General features: G+C 38.8%; 24 protein-coding genes. 9 read left to right on the top strand and 15 right to left on the bottom strand.

The window, feature by feature from the left end; translation table 11 throughout:
- Positions 1-21: 21 nt before the first annotated feature.
- The 9 genes from F948_RS01360 to F948_RS01320 all read right to left on the bottom strand — a co-directional run bounded on the left by F948_RS01360 (position 22) and on the right by F948_RS01320 (position 9,006).
- A complete protein-coding gene (locus F948_RS01360; RefSeq protein WP_026057354.1) occupies positions 22-369 on the bottom strand; it encodes an ASCH domain-containing protein in 348 nt (115 codons plus the stop codon).
- A gap of 6 nt (positions 370-375) precedes the next feature.
- Positions 376-621, bottom strand: coding sequence for an RNA recognition motif domain-containing protein (locus F948_RS01355; protein WP_004958856.1), 246 nt, complete (start codon positions 619-621; stop codon positions 376-378).
- Between the two features lie 58 nt (positions 622-679).
- Complete coding sequence (locus F948_RS01350; RefSeq protein ID WP_004958852.1) at positions 680-2,659, bottom strand: ATP-dependent helicase; 1,980 nt, start codon at positions 2,657-2,659, stop codon at positions 680-682.
- Positions 2,660-2,781: 122 nt separating this feature from the next.
- The gene (locus tag F948_RS01345) at positions 2,782-3,354 is read right to left on the bottom strand and encodes an HdeD family acid-resistance protein (protein WP_004958850.1); all 573 of its coding nucleotides are present in this window, start codon (positions 3,352-3,354) and stop codon (positions 2,782-2,784) included.
- Between the two features lie 167 nt (positions 3,355-3,521).
- On the bottom strand, positions 3,522-4,280 hold the full coding sequence (locus F948_RS01340) for a hypothetical protein (protein WP_004958846.1): 759 nt from the start codon (positions 4,278-4,280) through the stop codon (positions 3,522-3,524).
- 88 nt (positions 4,281-4,368) lie between these two features.
- Entirely contained in the window at positions 4,369-7,008 is a 2,640-nt protein-coding gene (gene topA, locus F948_RS01335; protein ID WP_004958844.1) for a type I DNA topoisomerase, read from the bottom strand.
- Between the two features lie 33 nt (positions 7,009-7,041).
- Positions 7,042-7,491, bottom strand: coding sequence for a hypothetical protein (locus F948_RS01330; protein WP_004958841.1), 450 nt, complete (start codon positions 7,489-7,491; stop codon positions 7,042-7,044).
- 66 nt (positions 7,492-7,557) lie between these two features.
- Positions 7,558-8,700 carry a PIN domain-containing protein gene (locus F948_RS01325; RefSeq protein ID WP_004958836.1) on the bottom strand — a complete coding sequence of 381 codons (1,143 nt, stop codon included), beginning with the start codon at positions 8,698-8,700 and terminating at the stop codon, positions 7,558-7,560.
- A 60-nt stretch (positions 8,701-8,760) separates the two neighbouring features.
- Positions 8,761-9,006: a SlyX family protein gene (locus tag F948_RS01320; protein ID WP_004916571.1), complete on the bottom strand. Its 246-nt coding sequence runs from the start codon at positions 9,004-9,006 to the stop codon at positions 8,761-8,763.
- Positions 9,007-9,038: 32 nt separating this feature from the next.
- On the opposite strand from F948_RS01320, the gene F948_RS01315 reads away from it, so the two are divergent.
- Positions 9,039-10,952: an ATP-binding cassette domain-containing protein gene (locus F948_RS01315; RefSeq protein ID WP_004958832.1), complete on the top strand. Its 1,914-nt coding sequence runs from the start codon at positions 9,039-9,041 to the stop codon at positions 10,950-10,952.
- Positions 10,953-11,005: 53 nt separating this feature from the next.
- On the opposite strand, the gene F948_RS01310 is transcribed toward F948_RS01315, so the two are convergent.
- Positions 11,006-11,548 (bottom strand): DUF4334 domain-containing protein, encoded by a 543-nt coding sequence (locus tag F948_RS01310; protein ID WP_004958830.1) that lies wholly within the window; start codon positions 11,546-11,548, stop codon positions 11,006-11,008.
- Positions 11,549-11,753: 205 nt separating this feature from the next.
- On the opposite strand from F948_RS01310, the gene F948_RS01305 reads away from it, so the two are divergent.
- Positions 11,754-12,689 (top strand): LpxL/LpxP family acyltransferase, encoded by a 936-nt coding sequence (locus F948_RS01305; protein WP_004958827.1) that lies wholly within the window; start codon positions 11,754-11,756, stop codon positions 12,687-12,689.
- A 275-nt stretch (positions 12,690-12,964) separates the two neighbouring features.
- Here the strand turns inward: F948_RS01305 and F948_RS01300 are convergent, their stop codons facing one another.
- Positions 12,965-14,074 carry an endonuclease/exonuclease/phosphatase family protein gene (locus tag F948_RS01300; protein WP_004958825.1) on the bottom strand — a complete coding sequence of 370 codons (1,110 nt, stop codon included), beginning with the start codon at positions 14,072-14,074 and terminating at the stop codon, positions 12,965-12,967.
- A gap of 189 nt (positions 14,075-14,263) precedes the next feature.
- Here F948_RS01300 and asd point away from each other — a divergent pair, with 189 nt between their 5' ends.
- The 5 genes from asd (at position 14,264) to truA (ending at position 20,138) form a co-directional block, all read left to right on the top strand.
- The gene (asd, locus tag F948_RS01295; RefSeq protein ID WP_004916583.1) at positions 14,264-15,382 is read left to right on the top strand and encodes an aspartate-semialdehyde dehydrogenase; all 1,119 of its coding nucleotides are present in this window, start codon (positions 14,264-14,266) and stop codon (positions 15,380-15,382) included.
- 140 nt (positions 15,383-15,522) lie between these two features.
- Positions 15,523-16,941 (top strand): FimV/HubP-related protein, encoded by a 1,419-nt coding sequence (locus F948_RS01290; protein ID WP_004958821.1) that lies wholly within the window; start codon positions 15,523-15,525, stop codon positions 16,939-16,941.
- 63 nt (positions 16,942-17,004) lie between these two features.
- Positions 17,005-18,312: a hypothetical protein gene (locus F948_RS01285; protein WP_004958817.1), complete on the top strand. Its 1,308-nt coding sequence runs from the start codon at positions 17,005-17,007 to the stop codon at positions 18,310-18,312.
- A gap of 44 nt (positions 18,313-18,356) precedes the next feature.
- Positions 18,357-19,325: an asparaginase gene (locus tag F948_RS01280; RefSeq protein WP_004958814.1), complete on the top strand. Its 969-nt coding sequence runs from the start codon at positions 18,357-18,359 to the stop codon at positions 19,323-19,325.
- Between the two features lie 15 nt (positions 19,326-19,340).
- Positions 19,341-20,138 carry a tRNA pseudouridine(38-40) synthase TruA gene (gene truA, locus F948_RS01275; RefSeq protein ID WP_004958810.1) on the top strand — a complete coding sequence of 266 codons (798 nt, stop codon included), beginning with the start codon at positions 19,341-19,343 and terminating at the stop codon, positions 20,136-20,138.
- A gap of 40 nt (positions 20,139-20,178) precedes the next feature.
- Here truA and F948_RS01270 read toward each other — a convergent pair whose 3' ends face one another.
- Positions 20,179-21,186 (bottom strand): AraC family transcriptional regulator, encoded by a 1,008-nt coding sequence (locus F948_RS01270; RefSeq protein WP_004916600.1) that lies wholly within the window; start codon positions 21,184-21,186, stop codon positions 20,179-20,181.
- A 230-nt stretch (positions 21,187-21,416) separates the two neighbouring features.
- Between F948_RS01270 and infA the strand changes: the two genes are divergently transcribed.
- Entirely contained in the window at positions 21,417-21,638 is a 222-nt protein-coding gene (gene infA, locus F948_RS01265) for a translation initiation factor IF-1 (RefSeq protein WP_001284370.1), read from the top strand.
- Positions 21,639-21,698: 60 nt separating this feature from the next.
- Here infA and F948_RS01260 read toward each other — a convergent pair whose 3' ends face one another.
- Positions 21,699-22,070, bottom strand: coding sequence for a lysozyme inhibitor LprI family protein (locus tag F948_RS01260; protein WP_004958805.1), 372 nt, complete (start codon positions 22,068-22,070; stop codon positions 21,699-21,701).
- Positions 22,071-22,226: 156 nt separating this feature from the next.
- On the opposite strand from F948_RS01260, the gene F948_RS01255 reads away from it, so the two are divergent.
- Entirely contained in the window at positions 22,227-22,634 is a 408-nt protein-coding gene (locus F948_RS01255) for a hypothetical protein (RefSeq protein ID WP_004958802.1), read from the top strand.
- A gap of 62 nt (positions 22,635-22,696) precedes the next feature.
- Here F948_RS01255 and leuB read toward each other — a convergent pair whose 3' ends face one another.
- Both leuB and F948_RS01245 read right to left on the bottom strand, forming a co-directional pair.
- Complete coding sequence (gene leuB, locus F948_RS01250; protein ID WP_004916609.1) at positions 22,697-23,776, bottom strand: 3-isopropylmalate dehydrogenase; 1,080 nt, start codon at positions 23,774-23,776, stop codon at positions 22,697-22,699.
- A gap of 45 nt (positions 23,777-23,821) precedes the next feature.
- The gene (locus tag F948_RS01245) at positions 23,822-24,397 is read right to left on the bottom strand and encodes a hypothetical protein (RefSeq protein ID WP_004958798.1); all 576 of its coding nucleotides are present in this window, start codon (positions 24,395-24,397) and stop codon (positions 23,822-23,824) included.
- Positions 24,398-24,432 lie beyond the last annotated feature (35 nt).

Below are 24,432 nucleotides of genomic sequence, written 5' to 3'. Positions count from 1 at the left end.
AAATAGCACTTATAGATTCAATTAAAGACGATAAAGTTTTCGTTTCGCAATTGCTTCAATTGGTTGCTTTAAAGGACGTACATTTGAAATAACCCAAGCGAAATATCCATCCGCCCAATCAGTAGCACAAGCTGCATCAATTTCTTGAGCCAACCAAGGATGTACTGACTCGATATCGATCAAAGCCACTACTTTGCACATCTCTTCATCGCCATGATTATTCAAAAAGTGCGTATTCTCAACAATCACTAAATCTTTAAGCGGTAATTTCTCAGGTTGCCACGAGCAAACCTCTAAGGTCTTTATGCCTTGTACAATTCGCTCGGCATTTAGAGCAACAATCGATAAAACTTGATATTGCTTTAAGATTATGGATTAAGCTTTATCTTCAGCTATTTTTACACGAATCCCAAGACCTTTGAGTTTTAATGTATTTAGCCCTTTCACGGCTTTAATCGCTTCGCGTGGATTTGGCATTTCAACAAAACCAAAACCTTTGGATTTACCAGTCTCAGCATCTTTGACTACAACACAAGAATCGACTTTGCCATAAGCTTTGAATAAGTCGAGGATTTCTGAGTCTGTCACCAAACGATCTAAATTGCGAACTAAAATTTTCATGTTAAAACCTAGAGATGATTCACCATGAAGTGAATCAAAAGAAATGAATCACTCTAGTTTAATCGAAATCTATGCCAAAACCTAAATTGATTGTGCTTGAGCGAGCACGATTCGTTTGCCCATATGCACGAGGAATGTCACGATGAATTTGAATGTCCACTAAATGTTGAGGTAAATCATTTAGAAAGTAGCTTTCTATTTTTCTACCCAGTTCATCATATTGATCTTGTGACCATAAATTTAAATTTTGTTTGGTTAAAATCAACTCATTTTCTGCACGCGTCAATGCGACATACAAAACACGCCTCTCCTCTTCGACATCGTCAAAATCACCCTGCGCCCGTGCATGTGGATATTGATTGGGAGATACATGTGGAACATAACAGACTTTTTGTTCAGCACCTTTTGCAGAGTGAATCGTAATCAAAGTCACTAAGTCTTGATCGGGTGTCTTGTCAATTTCTGATATCGAAATTGGGTCAAGTACATATTCTTCTAAAAATTCACCAAGTGAATGATGCTTACGTGCTAATTGTTTCACCAAATCAAAATCTTTGACTCTGCGTGACCAATCTTTGGTTTTGTAGTTATTTTCTAATTGCTCATTTAAAGCATCCAAAGCTAAGCCGATACAAGCTTCCACATGCTGCTGTAATACATCTAATTGCATTAAGATCAAAATCGCTTGTTGTGGCACTTTGCCATGTCGTTCTAATCGTTGACAACGTGCTTCGATATCAGGCAACTGAATGAGCTCTTGCGCTAATTTACTTGCTCCAACATCACCTACACCATCCCAAAGCGTCAAAAAGCGCATCCAAGCTAAATCATCCTGTGGATTGACACTGACGCGAAGCAAACTTAAAACATCTTTGACATGAGCGGATTCAAGCAACTTTACGCCACCAATAAATCGATAAGGAATATTCGCCGCAATCAAAGCCCCTTCCAAATACCGCCCGCTAAAACCTGAACGTAATAGAATCATATGCTCTGCCCAAGCAGCACCCTGCGAATGCCGTTGATTTAGATCTTGAACAATCCAATTGGCTTCTTCAAACTCATTACTCAGGATATGCAATTGTGGTTTTAAACCCTTTCCTCGATAGGCTTGTAAATGCTTGTCATAACCAATTTGGCTTTGCTCAAGTAACCAATTGGATAAATCTAAAATACCTTGGGTAGAGCGATAATTCATTTCTAAAGTCAACACTTCAGCATCGGGTACACGCTCTTTAAAGTGATGAATATTTTCAAAATCTGCACCACGAAAACCATAAATAGATTGAGCATCATCCCCAACACAGAATAATTTCACCTTACCCACCAAAGGCTGCAATAAAGCCCATTGCAGTGGATTAGTATCCTGCATTTCATCGACTAACAATGCTGAACAGAAACCCGTCACCCACTTCACTAACTCAGGTGAGTTTTGTAAATGCACCGCCACAATCGAAAGAATGTCGTCATAATCGAGGAAATTACGCTCTTGCTTGCGTTGCTCATAGGCTTTCATCAATTCGGCGATTTGCGACTTATACTCTACAGCTTGCGGTAATTGCTTGAATAAAGCATCAGATAATTTGGTTTTCGTGTTCCGTGCATAAGAATATAAATCACATAATTCAGCAGCTTTTGGCAACACATTACCTTTATCCTTACCACGCAATAAGCGGAACATCAGCAATTGATCATCTCGATCAATCATACTGAATTGTGTCAAACCAAAAGCGCGTGGATTACGGCGCAAAAGATACATACAAAAGGTATGAAATGTTGAGGCACGTAAACCTTTGGATTGTGCCCCCATGTGTTGTTCGACTCGCGTAACAATTTCACTGGCAGCTCGCCGGGTAAACGTTAGAATTTGGATCTGCTGTGCAGGTAAACCTTGATCAATTAAATATGCTGCTCTAGCTACAATCGTTTTGGTTTTTCCACAACCTGCCCCTGCTAAAACTAAACAGTTATGCGCAACCGTAGTGGCTGCTTGTTTTTGTTGAGGGTTGAGTTCATCAATTAGCTTGGCGAGCGTCATAAAATTGGTCAATCAGAAATGAAAGGCTATTTTAGCAGACTAAAACTGCATCGCGGTTTTCAACTATAAAACAAAAAGAGCATGTATCAACATGCTCTCAATATTTCAATAATTGTCGAATGTTAAATCACAGTTGAACTGTGTGGGAGCTCTTTGATTGCGCTTGCAAAAGTTAAATAATTAATCCCTTGGAAAAGGATATCAATCGCGAGAAACATACCAAGTACCCAAAATGGCGAATCAGGTGACGATAGAATGAGAATACCTGTTAAAAGTGTTAATACACCTGAAAACAACACCCATCCCCAACCTGAGATCGGTCTTAAAATAAAGGCATTAACACTGCGTATAATCCCAGCAATAATCAATGCGATTGCCAATAAATTGGTCAAAACCACTGCCGTAATCACGGGCGTAGTAAAAGCAAAATAACCAGCTGCAATATACAAAACGCCGAATAATGCCCACAACCACCGTGTCCCACCCTGAAAGACCATAAATGCAGCGATAAAATGTAAAATACCACCGAGCATCATAAGGACACCAAAAAGAAGGACCGCTGATAATGTTGCAAAAGGCAGTGCAGCTAAAAGAACCAAACCAAAAATAATCAATAAGACACCTAATAACAGATACCATTTACGATCAGCGTGTAGCTGATTGCGAATCAGATCGTTACCCACCGTTTTCATCATTATTTACTCTTTTATCATCAATGTTATAGCTCTATTTTGAGCGTGTTCCATACACGATATTGTATAAAGCATGTTGAGAAATAATGACCGAATGTCAGGAAATCACTCTTTTTATTACATTGATTTTTTATTTAATTGGTATGGATAAGTCAGAACTTATCCACAGATTATTGAACCCATCCTATCTCTTTTGCTGTGAGCAGACTAATGACTGTTTGTTCTAAATCATTCGGCATTTTACTTTTATACTCTGATAAAGGGATTCTCCCCCCCATAATTTCGGCTTCAGTTTGAGGATATAGGGGTCTTTTCTCGTATTGAGCATAGCCAATTGGAAAAAGTGGTTCGCCATTGGCTAAATTATATTTATCCGTAGCACCAAAACCATGAAGCAACTCATGTACGAGCACAACATTATTCTGTCTTTCTTGCTTATGAGCTGCGAATAAATTGACTGAGCCAATACGACCTCGCTCAAGCGCAGTCGAGTGTTTTAACTCTTTTGTATTTTTTGGATCATAATAATTCAAATACAAAGTTAAACTTGGAGAACCATCTATTGATTCATGTTGTTTCCAAGCATAGAAACGAAACTTTAAACTCCACAATATATTATTGATAACACTTGGTTGTTCAGGTGTCTTAGGTGGTATTTGTTGTAATTCACGTCCTATCTGAACCATAAAATAACTACTTTTCCCACGATATTGTTGACTATTTTTTTCTAAATACTGTTTGACCTCATAGAAATCATCTAGCTGTAATTCTTGGATATATTTTTGAGTAGAGGGTAGGCCATCAGCATTGATGGGATGTAGCAGAATATTGATCGGTTGGTTCCAGTCTTGGTTTTGATCACGATACGCATTAATTGCCACAATCAATAAAACAACTAAAAGACATGCAACCCTAATATTTTTCCACATGTGCACCCCAAAAGTTTTAAGATTTGATTGATTTTTTTGTTTATATAAAAAATGCTAGCGAGTGCTAGCATTTTTCGAAATGAATTATTTAAGCTTCAACCCATTTTCCATTTTGGAATACTAGACTCCACTTGGTTTGTTTACCTTCTGCAGTTTCTGAACCAACATACTGCTCTTGATTCTTACGGCTAAATTTAACAACTGTCGGATTACCTTCAGGATCAGTATCAGGAGCTTGCAGCAAGAATTGATATTTTGGATCAAGTTGTTCAGCTACACTACGCAATTCAGATACTTTTGGTGCACGCGTTTCACGAATTTTCGGGAATTTACTTGCAGCCAAGAATAAACCAGCAGCGCCATCACGCAAAACGAAGAAATCATCATGCTTCGTTGAACGTAGATGCTCCATTTTGATTGGGTCTACACGTGGTGGAGCAGGTTGACCACTCTTGAGTACCTTACGAGTATTGTCACAGCTAGTACATGCGAAATATGGACCAAAACGACCCGTTTTAAGCTGCATCTCACCATCACATTTATCGCATGGGATAGTCGGGCCATCATAACCCTTGATCTTGAATTCGCCTTCTTCGACTTCATAACCATCACAATCAGGGTTGTTACCACAAACATGTAATTTGCGACCACCATCCACGACATAGCTGTCCATCGCAGTACCACATTTTGGACAACGGTGTTTTGACATCAAATCAGCAGTTTCAGCACCATCATCATCCGATAACGCAGCTAATGATTCGACCGGCGTAAGGTTTAAAGTACCCTTACAGCGTTCTTTCGGTGGCAGGTTGTATCCTGAACAGCCCAAGAATACCCCTGTCGTCCCTGTACGAATTTGCATTGGACGAGAACATTCAGGACAAGCAACATCAGCTACTTCAATAGGCTGATTGCGACGCATACCGTCTTCGCCTTGAGCATTGGTCAGGCGCTTTTTGAAGTCACCGTAGAATGTATCTAGTAGCTCTTTCCAGTTACGCTCACCTGTCGCGACTTTATCGAGCTGACCTTCCAAATCTGCGGTAAAGGCATAGTTCATCAAATTATTAAAACTTTCATCGAGACGATCTGTCACGATTTCGCCCATTTTCTCGGCAAAGAGACGGCGATTTTCAAGTTTCACATAACCACGTTCTTGAATGGTTGAAATGATCGCTGCATAAGTAGAAGGTCGACCAATACCTTTCTTCTCTAATTCTTTAACTAAAGATGCTTCAGTAAAACGTGCAGGTGGCTTAGTAAAGTGTTGACTTGGATCAAGTTTTTCTAATTTGAGTACTTCACCAACTTTTACAGCCGGTAACAATACATCATCATCAGATTTATTCGCACCGCGAACTTTGGTAAAACCATCAAAAACAAGGGTACGACCTTTAGCTTTTAATTCAACATTTGCAGCTTCAACAGTTAAGGTTGAAGACAAATATTCAGCAGGTGTCATTTGGCAAGCCACAAATTGACGCCAAATCAAATCATACAAACGTTGTGCATCACGTTCTACACCAGCAAGTTTATCGCCAGTGAGTGCTACATCGGAAGGACGAATTGCCTCATGGGCTTCTTGTGCCCCTGCTTTATTGCCATAACGATTTGGTTGTGCAGGCAAATACTTGTCACCAAAGTTTTGTTGGATATGGTTACGAACCATATTCACGGCATCATCGCTCAAGAAAGTTGAGTCAGTACGCATATACGTAATAAAACCACCTTCATACAATCGTTGCGCTAACATCATGGTTTTCTTAACAGAGAAACCTAAACGCGTACTTGCTGCTTGCTGTAAAGTTGAAGTGATATAAGGTGCGCTTGGATTTACCTTTGTCGGTTTATCTTCACGCAACGCAACTTTATATTCAGCATCTTTCAAAACACTTAATAGTGCATCTGTTTCAGCTTTATTCTTGAGCTTTAGTGTCTTGCCAGCTTGTTTAACAGCTTCTAGACGAATGTCTTCTTTTTTAGACATCGTATCAGCAAACACTTGCCAATATTCTTCTGGAACAAAGGCACGAATTTCACGTTCACGTTCAACCACAAGTTTTACAGCAACAGACTGAACACGACCAGCAGATAAGCCACGGGCAATCTTTTCCCAAAGCAAAGGCGATACCATAAAGCCAACTACACGGTCGAGGAAACGACGTGCTTGCTGTGCATTCACTCGATTTAAATCAAGACGAGTAGGCTGTTTAAAAGCTTCTTGGATCGCATTTTTAGTGATTTCGTTAAATACCACACGGTGATAGCGACTATCGTCACCACCTATCACTTCTCTTAAATGCCACGCAATTGCTTCTCCTTCTCTATCCAAGTCCGTTGCGAGATAGATTGCATCAGCATCTTTGGCAAGTTTTTTTAGTTCAGCAACAACATGCTCTTTGCCAGGCAACACTTCGTAGTGTGCGACCCAATCATGCTCGGGATCAACGCCCATACGATTAATAAGTGCAGACTGAGCTTTTTCAGCTTTTTGTTCTTCAGTTAATTTAGTACGGGTTGCAGGCTTCTTTTCAGTTGTTTTTGCTCCCCCGCCTGTTGGTAAATCACGTACGTGACCAACAGATGACTTCACTATAAATTGTGAACCTAAATATTTGTTAATGGTTTTCGCTTTTGCAGGCGACTCCACAATCACTAAGGCACGTTTAGTTGCAGCAGAGTTAGAAGCTGCTGTGCTTTTGGAAGCAGAGCGTGGAGTATTCGCCATAATGAATCGTTTTTCCTATGATCAATCAATAAATTAGCGTTGTGCTAGTTCGTGTAAATAAACTTTTATATCTTCAAGCTGAGTGGCTCTGAGATCAGTTTCTTCATCCCAATACAGTCCCACACAGTTTGCCTGCATATCAATAGCATAAACTCCTTTTAATGCAATGGGTAAGTCATTAAATTTCTGATCACCCTGCACAACCTGAAGCTTGCCATCAACAACTCTTGCACGCATAAGTGCCAAGCGAGCATCTGGAATAAGCACACTATAATAAGCAACCATACTGGCGCGTTTTTCAGATGCCATTGGAATTTTCGTCCACTCAGGCGCAACGATGAGTCGTGGGTGTAATCCCATTTTGCGAGCTTGATCGCGCATTAAACCGAGTGCTTTTTCTCTTGGACTCACACGTAAACCAAAAATAGAGCCAAGTACAAATAGTACAATGGCAACAGTTATCCAAATTCCAACATTACTCATTAAAGGTGCCCAAAACTTCCTTTTATTAGCGTTACATAAGTTGAATGAAAAAGGCAAGTTGAGTTTTTACATCTCTTCCAAATAAATATTATTTGATATTTTCATCACAAACGATTTCTGTATTTTTATTTCATTCAAAACATAAATGATTTTTTGAATCAGTTTTTCTTTAGACTCTTTCTGACAAACCTTAAAGTCAGGTATCGCCATATCCATGGGAGAATGTTGTGGCAATAATTCCAAATTTGACCATCTTCTAATATTGTTATCTATGTAAATAATTTTCCCATCATCTAAGTTCTTCACAATGCCATAACGAAGAAGAAGCTTAGATCTATTCTTAGCTAAACTATCACTTTCCAACTTTAAAACTGATTTAATTGAATTATTTAAGCTAGATAAACTCGACGGCTTTCCTTGTTGCTTAATTAAATAATCACAATATTCTTTAATTTGCCGTAGATGAAATTTTTCTGAAATATCCTGGATTTCAGGGATTTCTTCAATTATCTCGGACTTATTTGGATTTTCATTGTGTGCTATTTCAGATTTATTTAAAAAAGTTTTTAAATTCTCTCGATTAAGCGTAACTCCTTGTGCGCTAAACTTAATCATCTTGAAATTCATCAACGTCTTGATTAATTTTTCAGCCTCTTTAGTCGTAACATTTGCCCATGATTTAACACCATTTAATAATGCTTTTTCATTACTTGGCATGTTTTTTAGTTTTGAAAGAATACTAATAAGATGCTTTAATTTTAATGTAAAGTCAGAATCACTTAAGTTATTTGGAGCTAAAACTAGCGATGGTTGCTCTTTTATTTTTTCAACCTCTTTCACCTCCGAAAGCATTTTAAGTTGTGATGCTTGAAAACCCATTATCCTCAACAAATCAACAATATACTCTAAAGCCCCATCATTAGACATGACATCAAAGCAAGTCTGATTTTTATCCATTTGAATTGAAAGTTGCCCTGCTAAAAATGCAAGACCAAAATCAGCAGCATCTTTACCAATTTTAGGCATTTTAATGACAACTAGCTTTTTATCCATGACAAAAGGAGAAAATTTAATTAATGCATCTAAACTTAAAGTCACAGGAGACTTTGCGTAGACTAAATACACGCAAGCATAAGTTTTCAATAGTTGTAATAGCTCTTTTTCAGTTTTATGAATATTTTCAATATCCAAGAGCAAGACTTTTTTCATTTTTATCTCTAAATGTAAAATCCGCTAATTTCATCACTTTAGCGTTTAAGATTTATTTTATCAATAATGCGGTGGTTTGTTACTCATTGGATCAAACGGTGCAATTCCTTCTGACAAGTCTGAAGACTCAACGCGTTGGTATAAAAGCTGCATTTGTTTCTTCAAAACTGCTATTTCTTGTGTCTGAATTGCGAGCTGTTGATTGAGTTGCTCAACTAAATCGTCTAAAAATGCAATTCGCACTTGCAAATCTTCAATGGGTGCGGACAATGACGCGTGATCATCAAAATTTTGTTGTTTAGTCATTTCAGACCTCATCTGAGCTTTTAGGAAACATTATGGCCTATATTACTTTAAGGGATGTCCATCTCGCATTTGGCGGACCAGCCCTACTCGACGGCGCGAACTTTAACCTAGAACGTGGTGAACGAGTCTGTTTAATCGGTCGTAATGGTGAAGGTAAGTCTACTTTACTTAAACTGATTGAGGGAAGCTTATTACCCGATAGTGGTGAAGTTTCGATTCAAAATGGCTTAACTGTTTCTATGTTAGCCCAAGATGTTCCAATGGATTCAGGCAAAGTTGCCGACATTGTGGCGGATGGTGCAGGTGAAGCTGCAAGTGTCTTAAAAGAATATCATGAGGCAAGTGATGCTTGTGTGCTAGGTGATATGGATGCCTGCGACCGTATGGGTATGCTGCAGCATAAGCTAGATCAGTTAGATGGTTGGGCATTAGAAAATAAAGTAAATACCATTTTGGGTAAAATGGGACTCGACCCAAATGCAGATTTGGCTGACCTATCAGGTGGTCGTAAACGTCGTGTACTACTGGCGCGCGCGCTACTCACTCAACCAGATGTTTTATTACTCGACGAACCGACCAACCATTTGGATGTGGAAAGTATCGAATGGTTAGAAAAGTTCCTATTAGATCAAAACAATCTCACGCTTTTATTTATCTCACATGACCGTTCATTTGTAGATAGTATTGCGACCCGTATTGTTGAACTCGATCGTGGTATTCTGCGTGGCTATGAAGGTAACTATTCACGTTACTTAGAACTTAAAGCTCAGCAAATGGAAGCTGAAGAAAAACAGAATGCTTTATTTGATAAAAAACTTGCTGAAGAAGAAGCTTGGATTCGTCAAGGTATCAAAGCACGTCGTACCCGTAATGAAGGTCGTGTTCGTGCTTTAAAAGCTTTGCGTGAAGAATCTAAAGCTCGTCGCTTCCAACAAGGCAAAGTTAGCATGGCGACACAAGAGGCTAACCGTTCAGGTAAGCTGGTCTTTGAGATAGAGAACTTAAGTGTTAGCTATGATAGTAAACCACTCATTAAAGATTTCTCTGCAATCGTATTACGTGGTGATCGTATCGGTTTAGTCGGTGATAATGGTGTCGGAAAAACCACACTCATCAAAGCCATCTTAGGTGAAATCCAACACGGCGGTTCGGTTAAAACGGGTACACAACTCGAAGTTGCTTATTTCGATCAACTTCGTAATGCACTCGACCTCGAAAAAACCGTTATGGCGAACGTGTCGGAAGGCTCAGACTTTGTCGATGTGAATGGTAACCGTCGTCATATCTATAGTTATTTACAAGACTTTTTATTCTCACCTGAACGTGCACGTACACCTGTGAAAGCCCTTTCTGGTGGTGAGCGTAACCGAATTCTATTGGCAAAACTTCTACTCAAACCATCAAACTTAATTGTGATGGATGAGCCAACCAATGATTTGGATATGGTGACACTTGAGTTGCTTGAAGAAATGTTGTCTGAATATAAAGGCACTTTGTTACTCATCTCGCATGACCGTGCATTTATGGACAACGTCGTCACCTCAACCTGGGTGTTCGATGGAAAAGGTAATATTGATGAATACATTGGTGGTTACCAAGATTACTTGGAGCAACGACCAGATCAGAAAGTCGTTGATCAAAAGAGTGATGTAAAAAAGGCACAAGCCAAGGCTGAAGCTGCTGCATTGGCTGCCGCAACTCCAACGCCAAAGAAAGTGAAGTTAAGCTATAAAGATCAACGTGAGCTTGAGCAACTTCCTGCTGAAATTGAGAAATTAGAAGCAGAACAAACTAAACTTTCAGAGAAACTAGCGGATGGTTCATGGTTTGTTTCTGACGCGAATGCGGCGACTTTAGCCAGTCAACGCTTAGCTGAAATTGATGAGTTATTGCTTGAAAAATTAGAGCGTTGGGATGTATTAGAAAATCTTAGCAAAGGTTCATAATTCATTTCACAAGCCCAATCTTCAGGATATTACATAGTAATTTGAAGATTGGGCTATTCCCATAGATGTTTACTTCCCTCATCTCGTATAAGAATAAAAAAATATGGCTGAGCTTGATCTTTTAAATCCATCCACCCAAGCACTGTATTTTGATCAATACACCTAAAAACATCATTAATCGGTTTTTCATCATAAATCATGGTGGCAGATGATTTACCTCTAAACTCAATCATCCTTAATCTTGCTTTACTTTTATCTGTTTTGAGTAATCTCAACCCTTTCACCAGATACTTACTCTTACTTTTTAAAAGACTTAAATCTAAACCTAATGGCAACCATTTCGGATCAATACTAAATAAGTTGGAACTTTTGGGGTTCAGTAGAACCAGTGGAAATACTGTTTCATCGTCTATAAATTTTTTCCCGTACCAATTTGCTTTATCCAACAGACCATTCATTGGATGACTAGTGATGACTTCCAAACCTTTCCATTGACCATGCATAAACTCGCAATCAACACTCTCTAAATGATCAAAATAATTCATCATTTCCTGAGTATCCATTTTCTTGCCATCAAATATTTCTGAAATATTCATCTGTCTTTTTACCTTAATTATTTTAGCTATCCCTACAATCAATCTATTAAATAACTGTTTTTTATACAGCACTTCAATAGAGTAAAAATCAACCACCATTCTATGATTTTTATTGTCAATACAACAAACCTCCTAGAACAATTATTAGAAAAGCAACTTCGTGTTACACTTCGCAAAAATTCAACTTATTTACGCATCTAAGTATATGAGCCAACAACAGTCTTATATTCCTGGCGAATTTCGATGGGAATTTTTACTTCCAAAATACTGGAAAATTTGGATCGCCATTATTTTCCTTATGCTTTTGGCTATCCTGCCTTGGGCAATTCAATGGCGCTTAGCACATGGACTAGCAGCATTATGTTGGTATCTATTGAAATCACGTCGTAAAACCACACTAAGAAATTTAGAAGTTTGTTTTCCTGAATGGTCGCCTGCCGAAGTTGAAGCTCAAGCCAAACAGGTGTTTGTCGACATGATGTTAGGTGTGTTTGAAACTCTAAATGCGTGGTATTGCCCACATTGGTTTAAAGGTCGACATACCATAGAAGGCTTAGAGCATATCCTTGATGCCAAAGCCGAAGGTAAAGGCATATTGTTACTCGGCACACACAGTACCTTGCTTGATGCGGGTGGTTATATTTGTGCTCAATACTTTGAACCTGATGTTGTTTATCGACCACAGAATAATCCAATGTTGGACATGTTGATTTATCGTTGTCGAGCGACTATTTATCAACAACAAATTGATCATGATGATATGCGAGGCTTAGTACGTCGTTTAAAAGATGGCGGTGCTATTTGGTACAGCCCCGATCAAGATTTTGGTTTAAAACAAGGTGTGATGGCTCCCTTTTTTGGTGTGCCTGCTGCAACCGTGACTGCGCATCGTCGTTTATTAAAAATCTCTAAATCCGTTGCAATTCCATTGTATTTTTACCGTTATGGTGATATCCACAATCCACAATATAAAGTACTCATCGAACCAATCGTCGAAAATATGCCAAGTGAAGATGAAGTAGATGATGCGATTCGTGTAAATAAAATTATTGAGGCTCAACTACGTATTGCACCGACACAATGGATGTGGTTTCACCGTAGATTCAAAACTCGAGCAGAAGGTTACGAAAAAATCTATTAGAAAAAATTAAAACCCGAGTTTCGCATCCTGCAAAACTCGGGCAAATGAGGTTGTGCTCTCAGATCTTTGTTATTATCTTGCTTCCGTAGCAGGCATCATATCCATAATGCATTTTCCATCTCAGCGTCGCTATCCTTAAACGGAAATCCATTCCTGCGTCCATGTGCTGATGTATTTAGAATAAATCTTTTGATCAAACTCGAATATTCGCCGTAGACTTAAATCAATGTACGATATTGCTTACATCACGATATTTGCCATTTCATTCTATTGAATCACTTATAAGGCTGAGCCAATTCATCAACAACTTGCTTGTGCTCTTGTTCTGCTTTTTCTATACCATCCCGAATCGCTTCTTGAGCCTCTCGTTCATCTTCAGCGCTTTGTTCTAGTTCTTCCTGCTGTTGCTCAAAAATACGACCCGTCTGTAAAACGACATAAATTGGAAAATGATCAGAACCTATATGAGATAAACGTTTCATTTCCACTAAGCCAAAGTCAGTACTATGAAAGATATGGTCTAAAGACCAACGTAAAAGTCGATAATCTGCGTGAAAAGTATTCATGAAATAGCGACCTACCCGTGGATCTAGCAAACCACTGATTCGTTGAAATAATCGCGTGGTGCGTGACCATGCCACATCATTAAGATCCCCCATGACAATACAACTTTCATCCAAATCTTTTATTCGATCGCCAATAATTAAAAGCTCGGCATCTCTTAAAGTTGAATCTTTAGCTTCAGTTGGGCTTGGTGGTTTAGGGTGTAAACAATATAACTGTACTTGGATACCTGAACGTAATGTTACCGAAGCGTGTATAGATGGAATTTCATCACTTAAGATAAATTTCACTTCTGTATCGTGCAATGGCAAGCGGCTATATAGATGCATACCATATAAGTTATCTAAAGGTACGGGCACGCGATAAGGATAATCTTGTTCAATGTGAACTAACGCATTTTGCCAACTTGAATCTGACTCTAATGTCAGCACAACATCAGGTTTTAGTGTGTCTATATGCTCAAGCAATAGATGATATTTATCATTTGGCGTCAACACATTGGCAACCAGCAATGAGATTTGCTGGTTTTCATTGATTTGCTCAGGCTTAACTTTTTGAACTTGTTTTTTCCCAATCGGGGTATATGGAAGAACCATTTTCAACTGATAAGCGATTGCTGCGACCAGTCCAACAAACAGCAACTCGGTAGTCAAGGTCCATTTGGGAATAGCAAATAACATTGCAAAAAAGGAGAAGAGACCGACTGCCAGAATCTGTAAGCGCGGAAAGTCTGCACCTCTAAACCACCACTCATCTCTGGGGATTAATGACCAAAACGAAAGCCATATAACCAATACTGCACAAATCTGAATCCATATCATGTTCATTTTTCTCGAGGGGATGTCTTAGATTCTCAATAAAGTTATGGCTTTATCAATTTTCCATCTAATACAAACAAATTATTTCACTCAATTAAATTATCGTTTTATTTACGTAAAGCTTGCAGTTGTGGTCGCTTTTGATACACTCAAACCCCTTAAAAGTTTTTTGAAATACCGAGGCACAATGACATGAAAGTAGGTCTGGTCGGTTGGCGTGGGATGGTGGGTTCTGTCCTTATGCAACGTATGGTTGAAGAGAATGATTTTGCTCATATTGAGCCATTCTATTTTTCTACCAGTAATGCAGGTGGCGAAGCGCCTTCATTTGGTGGTAAGACTGCCCCAGCACTTATGGATGCTTCAGACATTAAGAGTCTGAAACAAATGGATGTCATTTTAACCTGCCAAGGTGGTGACTATACCTCTGATGTATTCCCAAAACTTAAAGCAGAAGGTTGGGATGGTTATTGGATTGATGCTGCGTCTACCCTTCGTATGGCGGATGATGCAATCATCGTACTTGATCCAGTAAACTTAAATGTGATTAAAGATGGTTTAGTCAACGGAACAAAAACTTTCGTTGGTGGCAACTGTACAGTTTCACTTATGTTGATGGGTTTAGGCTCTCTGTTCCAAAATAATTTAGTGGAATGGGCAACTTCGATGACTTATCAAGCAGCTTCTGGTGCTGGTGCGCAAAACATGCGTGAACTCATCACGGGTATGGGCTATTTGTACAACAATACTAAAGAATTACTAGATGATCCAAAATCTGCGATTCTTGATATTGATCGTCAAATTGCTGACTTACAACGTGGTGAAGGTTTCCCTAAAGCAAACTTTGGCGTGCCACTCGCTGGTTCATTGATTCCATACATCGACAAACAACTCGAAAGTGGTCAATCAAAAGAAGAATGGAAAGGCCAAGTTGAAACCAATAAAATCTTGGGTAATCAACAAATCGTTCCAATTGATGGTCACTGTGTTCGTATCGGTGCAATGCGTTGTCACTCACAAGCAATCACTTTAAAGTTGAAAAAAGATGTTGCGCTTGATGAAATTGAAGACATGATTCGCAACTCTAGCCAATGGGCTAAAGTCGTTCCAAATACTCGTGAAGCTTCAATGACTGACCTGACGCCTGTTGCAGTAACAGGTACTTTAACTGTTCCTGTAGGTCGTTTACGCAAGCTAAATATGGGTAAAGAATATTTAGGTGCATTTACAGTAGGCGATCAGCTACTTTGGGGTGCTGCTGAACCTTTACGCCGTATGCTTCGTATTTTAGTTGAATACAAGAACGCTTAAGCAAAAACACCTAAAAATCAAAAGCCGATCACACTTGATCGGCTTTTTTATGTTTTCACTTTTGAAGAATTTACAATTCATTTACATCACGTTAATGTATACTTTTACACGACTATAACATCACTTTTTCATGGATCGAGATGACTGTTTATAACAAATTAAAAATTGCCATTTTAGCCATATTTTCTTCGCAACATCTTTACGCAATTACACTCGATCCGTTGCAAGTTCAATCTGCGCCTGGGGAATTACTTTACGCTGAGATGAGTTTTCATCAAGCAGACACGAACTCAAAACTAGAAGTGAGTTTAGCTACGCCTGAAGATTTAATGATGATTGGCGCAGCACACCAACCACCATCTGGTTTAAATTTTTTTACAAGACGCAATAGCCAAGGCGAAGGAACGATTGTTATTACTTCCACACGCCCAATGACTGAAGCTGAATTAAATATTATTTTAAAAATTCAGGAAGGTAGCGCATCACATTTAAAACATATCCGACAGCCTATTCGTAGATCTGTTGATCCTGTTTTAGCTAAATCAATTGCCGAAAAACCGCTTACACCTAAGTTTATTGTGAGTGAAAAAGATATCGCATTAAACTTACCAGTGAGTACTCGATTTAATGCCAATACATCTGAGTCAAAAGAGCAAAGTTTAAAACAAGAAACTTTGCTGAATGCACCATATAAACTTCCTCCTGTTTTAAATAATGATGATTCTTCAGTAAATGCTGAAGCTATTTCAATTGCACCACAACCAAGTGCGCAGCCAAATACGTTACAACAAACAGCCTCAGCAAATAATAACGTCAATGCTGAACAAGTTGCTCAAACTCCTGCACCTTCGAAAGTCGTTGAGTCTTCGCAAACACCACAGACGGATCTCAATAGTGAAAAAACGATTGCTCGTCAGTACATGAAAAAGGTGGAAACAACACCAACTCAACAACCTAACAAAACTCAGCAGGCAAAAGTCAAAGCACCTGAGCAGAAAAAACTAAATTCTGAAAAAAACCAACAACACGTAGTTCAACGCAATGAGTCTCTGTGGAGTATTGCACAGCAAATCGCAAGTCAGACTCAACAGCCAGTAACACAAGTCATGTCTCAAATTAAAAAACAAAACGAACATGCATTTATTGGGGGTAATCAAAATAGAATACGCCAAGGTTCACGTTTAAACTTTAATCTAAGCAATATTCCAAGTCGTCCAGCACAAAATGCTAATCAGCTTGCAGCACAAACCACAACTGTACCTAATGGACGTACCAAATACCGTTTACAACAAGCTGAAATGTCTCTAGTTGCCGAGAGTAATCAAGATTCCAGCACAGGAAGTGCGAAGAAGGACACATTACAACAAAAAACCAGTGCTGATTTATCATTAAAAGTTATGACAGCAAGGGAAAAAACCGTTACATTACAACGAAACGTGACTCAGTTAGAGTTGGCATTGCGTCAAAAGGAACAGCGTATCCAGCTATTAAATGCTCGACTGGCTGAATTACAAGAGCAACTAAAAGCTCAACAGGAAACTAAAAAGCCAACACGCTAGGTTACGAGAAGATTCTCATAAATTTACACTAAAAGCTGCTCTAATCTTTAAGGGGTGAAGATCATGTCAACTATCATCATTGTATTGTTAGTTATTGTATTAGTCGTTGCGATCGTTTTAAAAAAACGTGCTGACAATGAAAATACAGCAACTCCTAAAAAAGGAGGTGCAGCCAAACCTCAAAAGAAAGCAGCATCAAAAAAAGTTGCGACCAAATCAACACCTATTGCTGAAGTCGAAACACAACAACAGACAAATAAAGTTCAAGCCAGTACACCTGTACCAACACAACTGAAAGAAAAGATTGAGCAACTTATTCTTGCTAATAACTTCCAAGCTGCTGAAGCTCAAATCAATCAGGCACTTAAAACAGATGATTCTCAGCATGACTTATATATCTTATTGTTAGATCTTCACATCGCTCAAAAAGATGATTTTGCAATTAATCAGTTGATTAAACATTTACAAGATTTAGAACTAAATTCACTGATCCAAACTGCACTGGACAAGAAAAAAGAATACGAAAGCAATAAACCTTCAGATGCTTTAGAATTTCATTCTAGCAAAGGCCATTTTGGTCAAACATCAACTATTATTGAAACTCCTGTACAAGATAATTCAGCAGATTTTGATGCATTGGTTGCTTCACCTAGCCCAGCTGAATCATTTGATCAACTTCAAACGGAAGTTACACCGCCTCCAGTTGAAGAGCCAAAAATAGAAGCTGTACCTACTCCTGAAGTTAAACCTTTAGATTTTAGTTTTTCTTTTGAACAAAAAGAAACTGCTGAACCTGCTATAGAGATTGAAACCAAATCCTCGCCTGAACCTGAATTAACAGAATCGAAAGATCAAGCCCCTCTAGAATTTTCTTTCAACCTCGAACCTACAACCTCACCTACTGTCACTGAACAGGAAGTCAAAGTTGAAGAAACCAAATCTGGTCTAGATTTTAGTTTTGCTGATCTTGAACTAAAAACACCTGAACCTGAAACAAAAACTGAAGCACCAATTCATTTAGATTTAGACTTCAATCAACCTGAAGTTAAGCTTGAAGAACAGCCAGTCTTTGACAAAACGGCATTTACATTTGAGATTAACGAACCGACAACGGCTGAAGAAACTCAACCTGAACTCATCACACCAGTCTCTCAAACAGCACCTGCTCTTTCAACTAACGATCCTTTAATGCAATCTTTTCCAGATTTGCAAACTATGGACGAAGCTCAACTTAATCTTGATCTAGCAGAACAATATATTGAATTAGGTGCTTATGAATCTGCGCGAGTTATATTGCAGACCAATCAATCACTTTTTAATCAAGATCAACAACAATACGTAGAAAAGTTACTGAATAAAATAGCTTCCTAAATTTGATCAGTCTAATATAAGCAGTCTCTCAGACTGCTTTTTTTATGATGAAAAAAATTGCTTTGATCTACATGGGTGGTACGTTTGGCTGTGTCGGTAATCCGTTAATGCCAATGCCTGAAAATGAGTTTATTCCCTTACTTGAAAAAGTCATTCCACCCCATCTTGACGTTGATTGTTTTGCAGCACCTAGTATAAAAGACAGTAGTGCTTGTACGGCTGTAGATTGGCTGAAGCTTATTCAGCAAATTCAAGACCTTCAACTCAAAAACTATCAACATTTTGTCATCATTCATGGCACTGACACGCTCAGTTATGCGGCAGCGACACTTGCACGTTTCTTGGGACAGTCATCTCATATTATGATTACGGGTAGTCAATATCCTTTACTTAATATTGAAGGGAATGACACTCGAGAATTTACTGATGCTCTCGGGAATCTAAATTTAGCACTTGAGCAGGTACTCAGCCTTCCTGTCGGTACATATTTAGCATTTCATCAACATATTTTCCATGCGCAAACTGTTCTCAAAGTACATACGACTGAATTAGATGCTTTTGCAGGCGTTGATGCACATCAATCATGCCAAACTTCTATCGAAAATTTTATTGTTCAAGCTGAACATATAGAACGTGCCTCATCATTAACCGTACTGAATTTAATGTTGCAGCCAATCGCGAAAGAACAACTTGCAGCTCAACTCGAAAATTTAATTAAAAACCCACCACACTTCTTGATATTACAAGGGTTTGGAACAGGAAATATTGCAACCAATTCCGAATTATTGAATTTATTCGAAGCATTATATGAACGAGGTTGTGTCGTCATTATTAGTTCACAAGTCGTATTTGGTAAACTTGATCAACGATACGCTGTGAGTTCTTGGATAGAAAATGCCAAAGTATTAATCAATGATTGTCATAGTCATGCGGATTTATATGCAAAAGCATTGCAAATGTATTTAAAATACCCGACTCATGTTCAATGGTTTGAACATTGGAATACAAACTAAGATTGAGGTTTAAGCATGCAACGTTACGCGATCGGTATTGAATTTTGTGGTACTCAATACCGTGGTTGGCAAACTCAACAAGCAGGCGTTGTAAGTGTGCAAGAAACCATCGAAAAGGTACTCAGTAAAATCGCCGACCACCCTGTCACTCTTCATGCTGCTGGGCGGACTGATGCTGGCGTTCATGCAACCAATATGGTCGCACATTTCGATACCACGGCCATTCGTCCCGAACGTGGATGGCTTATGGGAGCAAATAGCCAACTCCCAAAAGACATTTCTATTCAGTGGATCAAATGCATGGATGAAAATTTTCATGCACGTTTTAAAGCAATGGCTCGTCGTTATCGTTATGTAGTATATAACGCCCCCACTCGTCCTGCTTTACTCCACAAGCAAGTCACGCATCTATACCAAGAATTAGATGTGCAAAAAATGATTAAAGCTGCTGCGAAATTTGAAGGCACTCACAATTTTGAGTCATTCAGAGCTGCCGCATGCCAATCCAATCAACCTGTACGACATGTAAAGCATTGTCGTTTATTTGAACATGGTCGCTATTTAGTTTTAGATATTCAAGCCGATGGTTTCTTACACCACATGGTTCGAAATATCATGGGGTGCTTACTTGAGATCGGGCAAGGAATGTATGAGATTGACCATATAGACACGATGTTTGCTGCCGAAGATCGTCGCGCAGCAGGGATTACCGCTCCCGCAGATGGTCTTTATTTTATCCAATCTTATTACCCAGATCAGTTTGATTTACCTCAGCTGCCACTCGGACCTCACTGGTTAAATCTACCCGAATAAAAAAAGCCCTCTTCTTGAGGGCTTTTTCTGATTCAAAAGATTAACGCTGTTTTCTTTTACGATACTCAACAGGGGTTTCATTCGTCCAGCGTTTGAATGCACGATAGAATGTACTTGGTTCTGAAAAGCCTGTTAAATAAACAATCCTTTCAACACTTTCATTGGTATTTGCCAAAAGTTTTTTCGCCAAACGACAACGATAATCTGAGAGGATTTGCTGAAAACTGGTATTCGCCTCGCTAAGCTGAGTTCTTAAACGACGCGGTGTAATGTTGAGCTGGGCTGCAACGGTTTCTAAAGTTGTCTCACCACTTTCCAATGTTGAGCCAATTGCACGACGTACTTCACCCACCAGATCGTAGCGAGCTAATTCTTGCAACTTCTCAATCGCAAGTTGCTCATGTAGTTGTAATAATTCTGGTTCAGCTTGCCATAGTGGATAATCAAGCACAGCCATATCAAAATAAAGACGTGTTTCTTTCTGACCTAAACTGACAGGGCAGCCATACACTCTGAAATACTCATCATCATCAGCGCCTTCATTGAAATTGAAATCAATGAAGATCGGCTGAAATTGTCCTTCGGTAATGAACTTGAAGAAGCGCAAAATACCTGACATCGCACATTCAGAAAAATGACGATTGACTAAATTATCAGGCCAATATTGTTCACCATTGCTTAAATAGCAACGACCATCTTCTATGACTAACTTCGCATCAAACGCATCACTTATCAGACGTTGATAGGCTAAGGCACGTTTAAGCCCCTCACCAAACGTTTCACTACTTATAAATAAGTGTTCAATGACTTGACCACGATATAATGGAAGATGCTCACCTAAATGCAGACCAATATCTGGATCATTACTCACTTCCTGTGCTGCGATCCAAAATGCATTTTGAGCACTTAAAGGGGTTCTGGCATTGGTATCAACTTGATTTAGAGCAACACCTGCTTTTGTTAAAATCTCTTCAGTAGGTAATCCTGCTTTACGAATTGCCTGATAACCAAAGCGCAATACAACCGATGCATCTGTTAACTGACCCACGCAGTGCCCTTCCCTGTAGATACTTTATTATGACAATAAGCGATGATTTTAGATTAACGTTGATTGACCAAACTGACAACACTATTATGCTTCTTTTGTTAAAAAAAAATACAGATTGTTAGACAGTTTTCTCAAAATAAACGTTGCAGCCTTTGCTAAGCCAGCGTCTTGTAAATTTTAAATAAATTGACTATAATTTGCGCCTTTCCAATTTGATCATCAGGTAGGCCATGGCCAATAAAGAGGAACTCATTGAGTTCGAAGGCGTTGTCACCGAAACGCTTCCTAATACGATGTTCCGTGTACGTTTAGAAAACGGTCACGAAGTTATTGCTCACATTTCTGGTAAAATGCGTAAACACTATATCCGTATTTTAACAGGTGACAGTGTTAAAGTTGAAATGACACCTTATGACTTAACTAAGGGTCGTATCACGTACCGTGCACGCTAAGATTAGTGAATGCAAAAAAGCCACATGATTTGTGGCTTTTTTTTATATCTATAAATTGCGCTATTCACTCAAACGTGTAGTTTTACAGCCTACTGTCTGACATTCACGTAAACGCTCTAATAGCCAATGATTGCGCTCTTGTGTCGTTGATAAGCGACATTGTACATCTACAGAAACTTGCTGATCATCAGTACATTCAGCATCTCTATAGCGAATCCAAGCAAGTTGTGACTTTTTCAAAATTTTTTGTTGTGTTTCATCTAATTTCTGACGTAATTGCTGGTAGTTCTTATTCAAATCTGCATCAGCACTCGCATAAATCTTATTGGTACAATAAATATCATCATAGGTATTCCGAGCTTTATCACAATTATTTGCCATCGCGAATGTTGATGCCACCCCCAAAATTAAACCTAAGATGATCTTATACATGAATTCTTTCCAAACAATTTATTATCCAAATATCTAAGCATATTTCGCAAGAATTGAACATTGCCGATCGATAGACGAGTTTGTATATTTTTGTTTAATGGTTTTAAATAGATAGATGATCATTCATTTAAATACTTGCTCAATAAAGGATGACTTATGCAGTATTACAAGCTATGGATATTAGCAGTATTTATTTTATTACAAGCATGTACCACACCAAATTGGAGATCGGTACAGCTTCAAGATTATTTACAACCCTATATCGGTCAACCAGCAAGCAACATTCAACAAAACTTGAATCTTAGAGAGTTAGGTTTTCAAACATTGAAAGCACCTAAAAAAACCGATGAATATTTAATATTTACGGTGCTACGTCCAATCAACATTCCTGTACCTATAACACAAAGCATAGGTGGAATAGGACCAACTATGACTGGTACTCGATTAGGATCAATAACAACAAGTCAGCAATCTTATGATGTTAATTTTTACTGTCATATTATTTTTGAATTAGATCAACAACAAATTTCTCGTTCAATACGTTATGAAGGTAAAGCGTGCTAGCAAAAATTTGCAATAAAAAAACGTAGCCCAAGCTACGTTTTTTTATTTAGTTCGATACCAAATTAGTTGAGCGCCGAAACTACAGCCTCACCCATCGCATCTGTTCCAACTTTTGTCATCCCTTCAGACATAATATCTGCTGTACGCAGACCTTGATCTAGAACTTGACCTACAGCATCTTCAATTGCTTTCGCAGCAGCTTCTTCACGGAATGTATAACGCAACATCATGGCAACTGAGAGCACTGTTGCAAGTGGATTCGCAACATTTTGACCTGCGATATCAGGTGCTGAACCATGACATGGTTCGTACATCCCTTTACCATTTTCATCTAAAGATGCTGATGGCAACATCCCGATCGAACCAGTAAGCATAGCGGCTTCGTCAGACAAGATATCACCGAATAAATTACCAGTCACAATAACATCAAACTGTTTAGGAGCACGTACCAATTGCATTGCAGCATTATCAACATACATATGAGACAGTTGAATATTTGAATACTGCGCTTGCTGTAAATCAGTGACGGTTTGCTTCCACAATTCAGTGACTTCAAGCACATTAGCTTTATCCACTGAACAAACTTTACCACCACGTAATCCAGCTAATTCGAATGCAACTTTAGCAATACGCTTAATTTCGCTTTCTGAATAAACATCGGTGTTATAACCTTGTTTCTCACCGTTTTCTAATTCACGGATACCACGAGGCTGACCAAAATAAATACCACCCGTTAATTCACGTACAATCAGAATATCTAAACCTGCAACGATTTCTGGTTTCAAGCTAGATGCATCTGCCAATTGTGGATACAAAATCGCTGGACGCAAGTTAGCAAATAAATTGAGTTCACTACGGATTTTTAACAAACCACGTTCAGGACGAATCGAACGCTCAATGCTATCCCACTTAGGACCGCCTACAGCACCTAACAAAATAGCATCTGCTTTTTTAGCCTGTTCACTTGTTACAGCTGGATATGGTTCACCATGTGCATCAATTGCAGAACCACCGAGCAATCCATGTTCCCATGTTAAACCTAAGTTAAATTTATCATTGACCTTAGTTAATACTTTTTCAGCTGCACCAACGATTTCAGGACCAATTCCATCCCCCGCTAGAATTAAAATATGCTTAGACATCTATTTTTCCAGTTTCATGTAAGCAGTTACGACACTGCACGTCGATTAAATTTTCTTTTCTACAAACTCACCCAATCCCGTACTGACATCAAATGGACGACAGAAACGGCGGATTGTTCGTTGCTCTTGTAGTAAATCCACACATAAAGGTTCAGGCACAGAGACTTTTAACAAGCTACCTGACTGATGTGCTCTATCTCGGTACATTTTGAAGGTATAACGCTGGTTAGACTTAAACGCATGAATCACATGAAAAGTTTCAGCACGGTCTGGTGAAATAGGATAATAACGAATCACTACTTCATATTGTTTAGCAGGCACGCTGAGATAAACTTGTTGCTTCCGACTAAACACTGGACCATGTAACCGAACAATTCCTTTTTCCATTGCTTGTGAGCTAATACGACGTGATTTGGGATCCATCACGACAGTATCACCTAGTCGTTCAAACTCACAGTTATCAACACCTGAACAATATAAAGTTGCATTTTCCGCTTTGTCTTCTAGTGCATTTTGCGCAATACGAACTTGATCAACTACATTTGGTGCATTCTGACACGCAGTTAAAGTCGTACCGACAAATAAACACAGCAAACTACTGCGAGCGAATTTTCTTTTCATTATTCAAGCCCAGTCCTCATTTCATGCAAACATGC

Origin of the sequence: Acinetobacter junii CIP 64.5 (genome assembly GCF_000368765.1) — a bacterium.
Taxonomy (GTDB): Bacteria; Pseudomonadota; Gammaproteobacteria; order Pseudomonadales; family Moraxellaceae; genus Acinetobacter; species Acinetobacter junii.
This window is presented reverse-complemented; position numbering and strand designations above follow the sequence as displayed.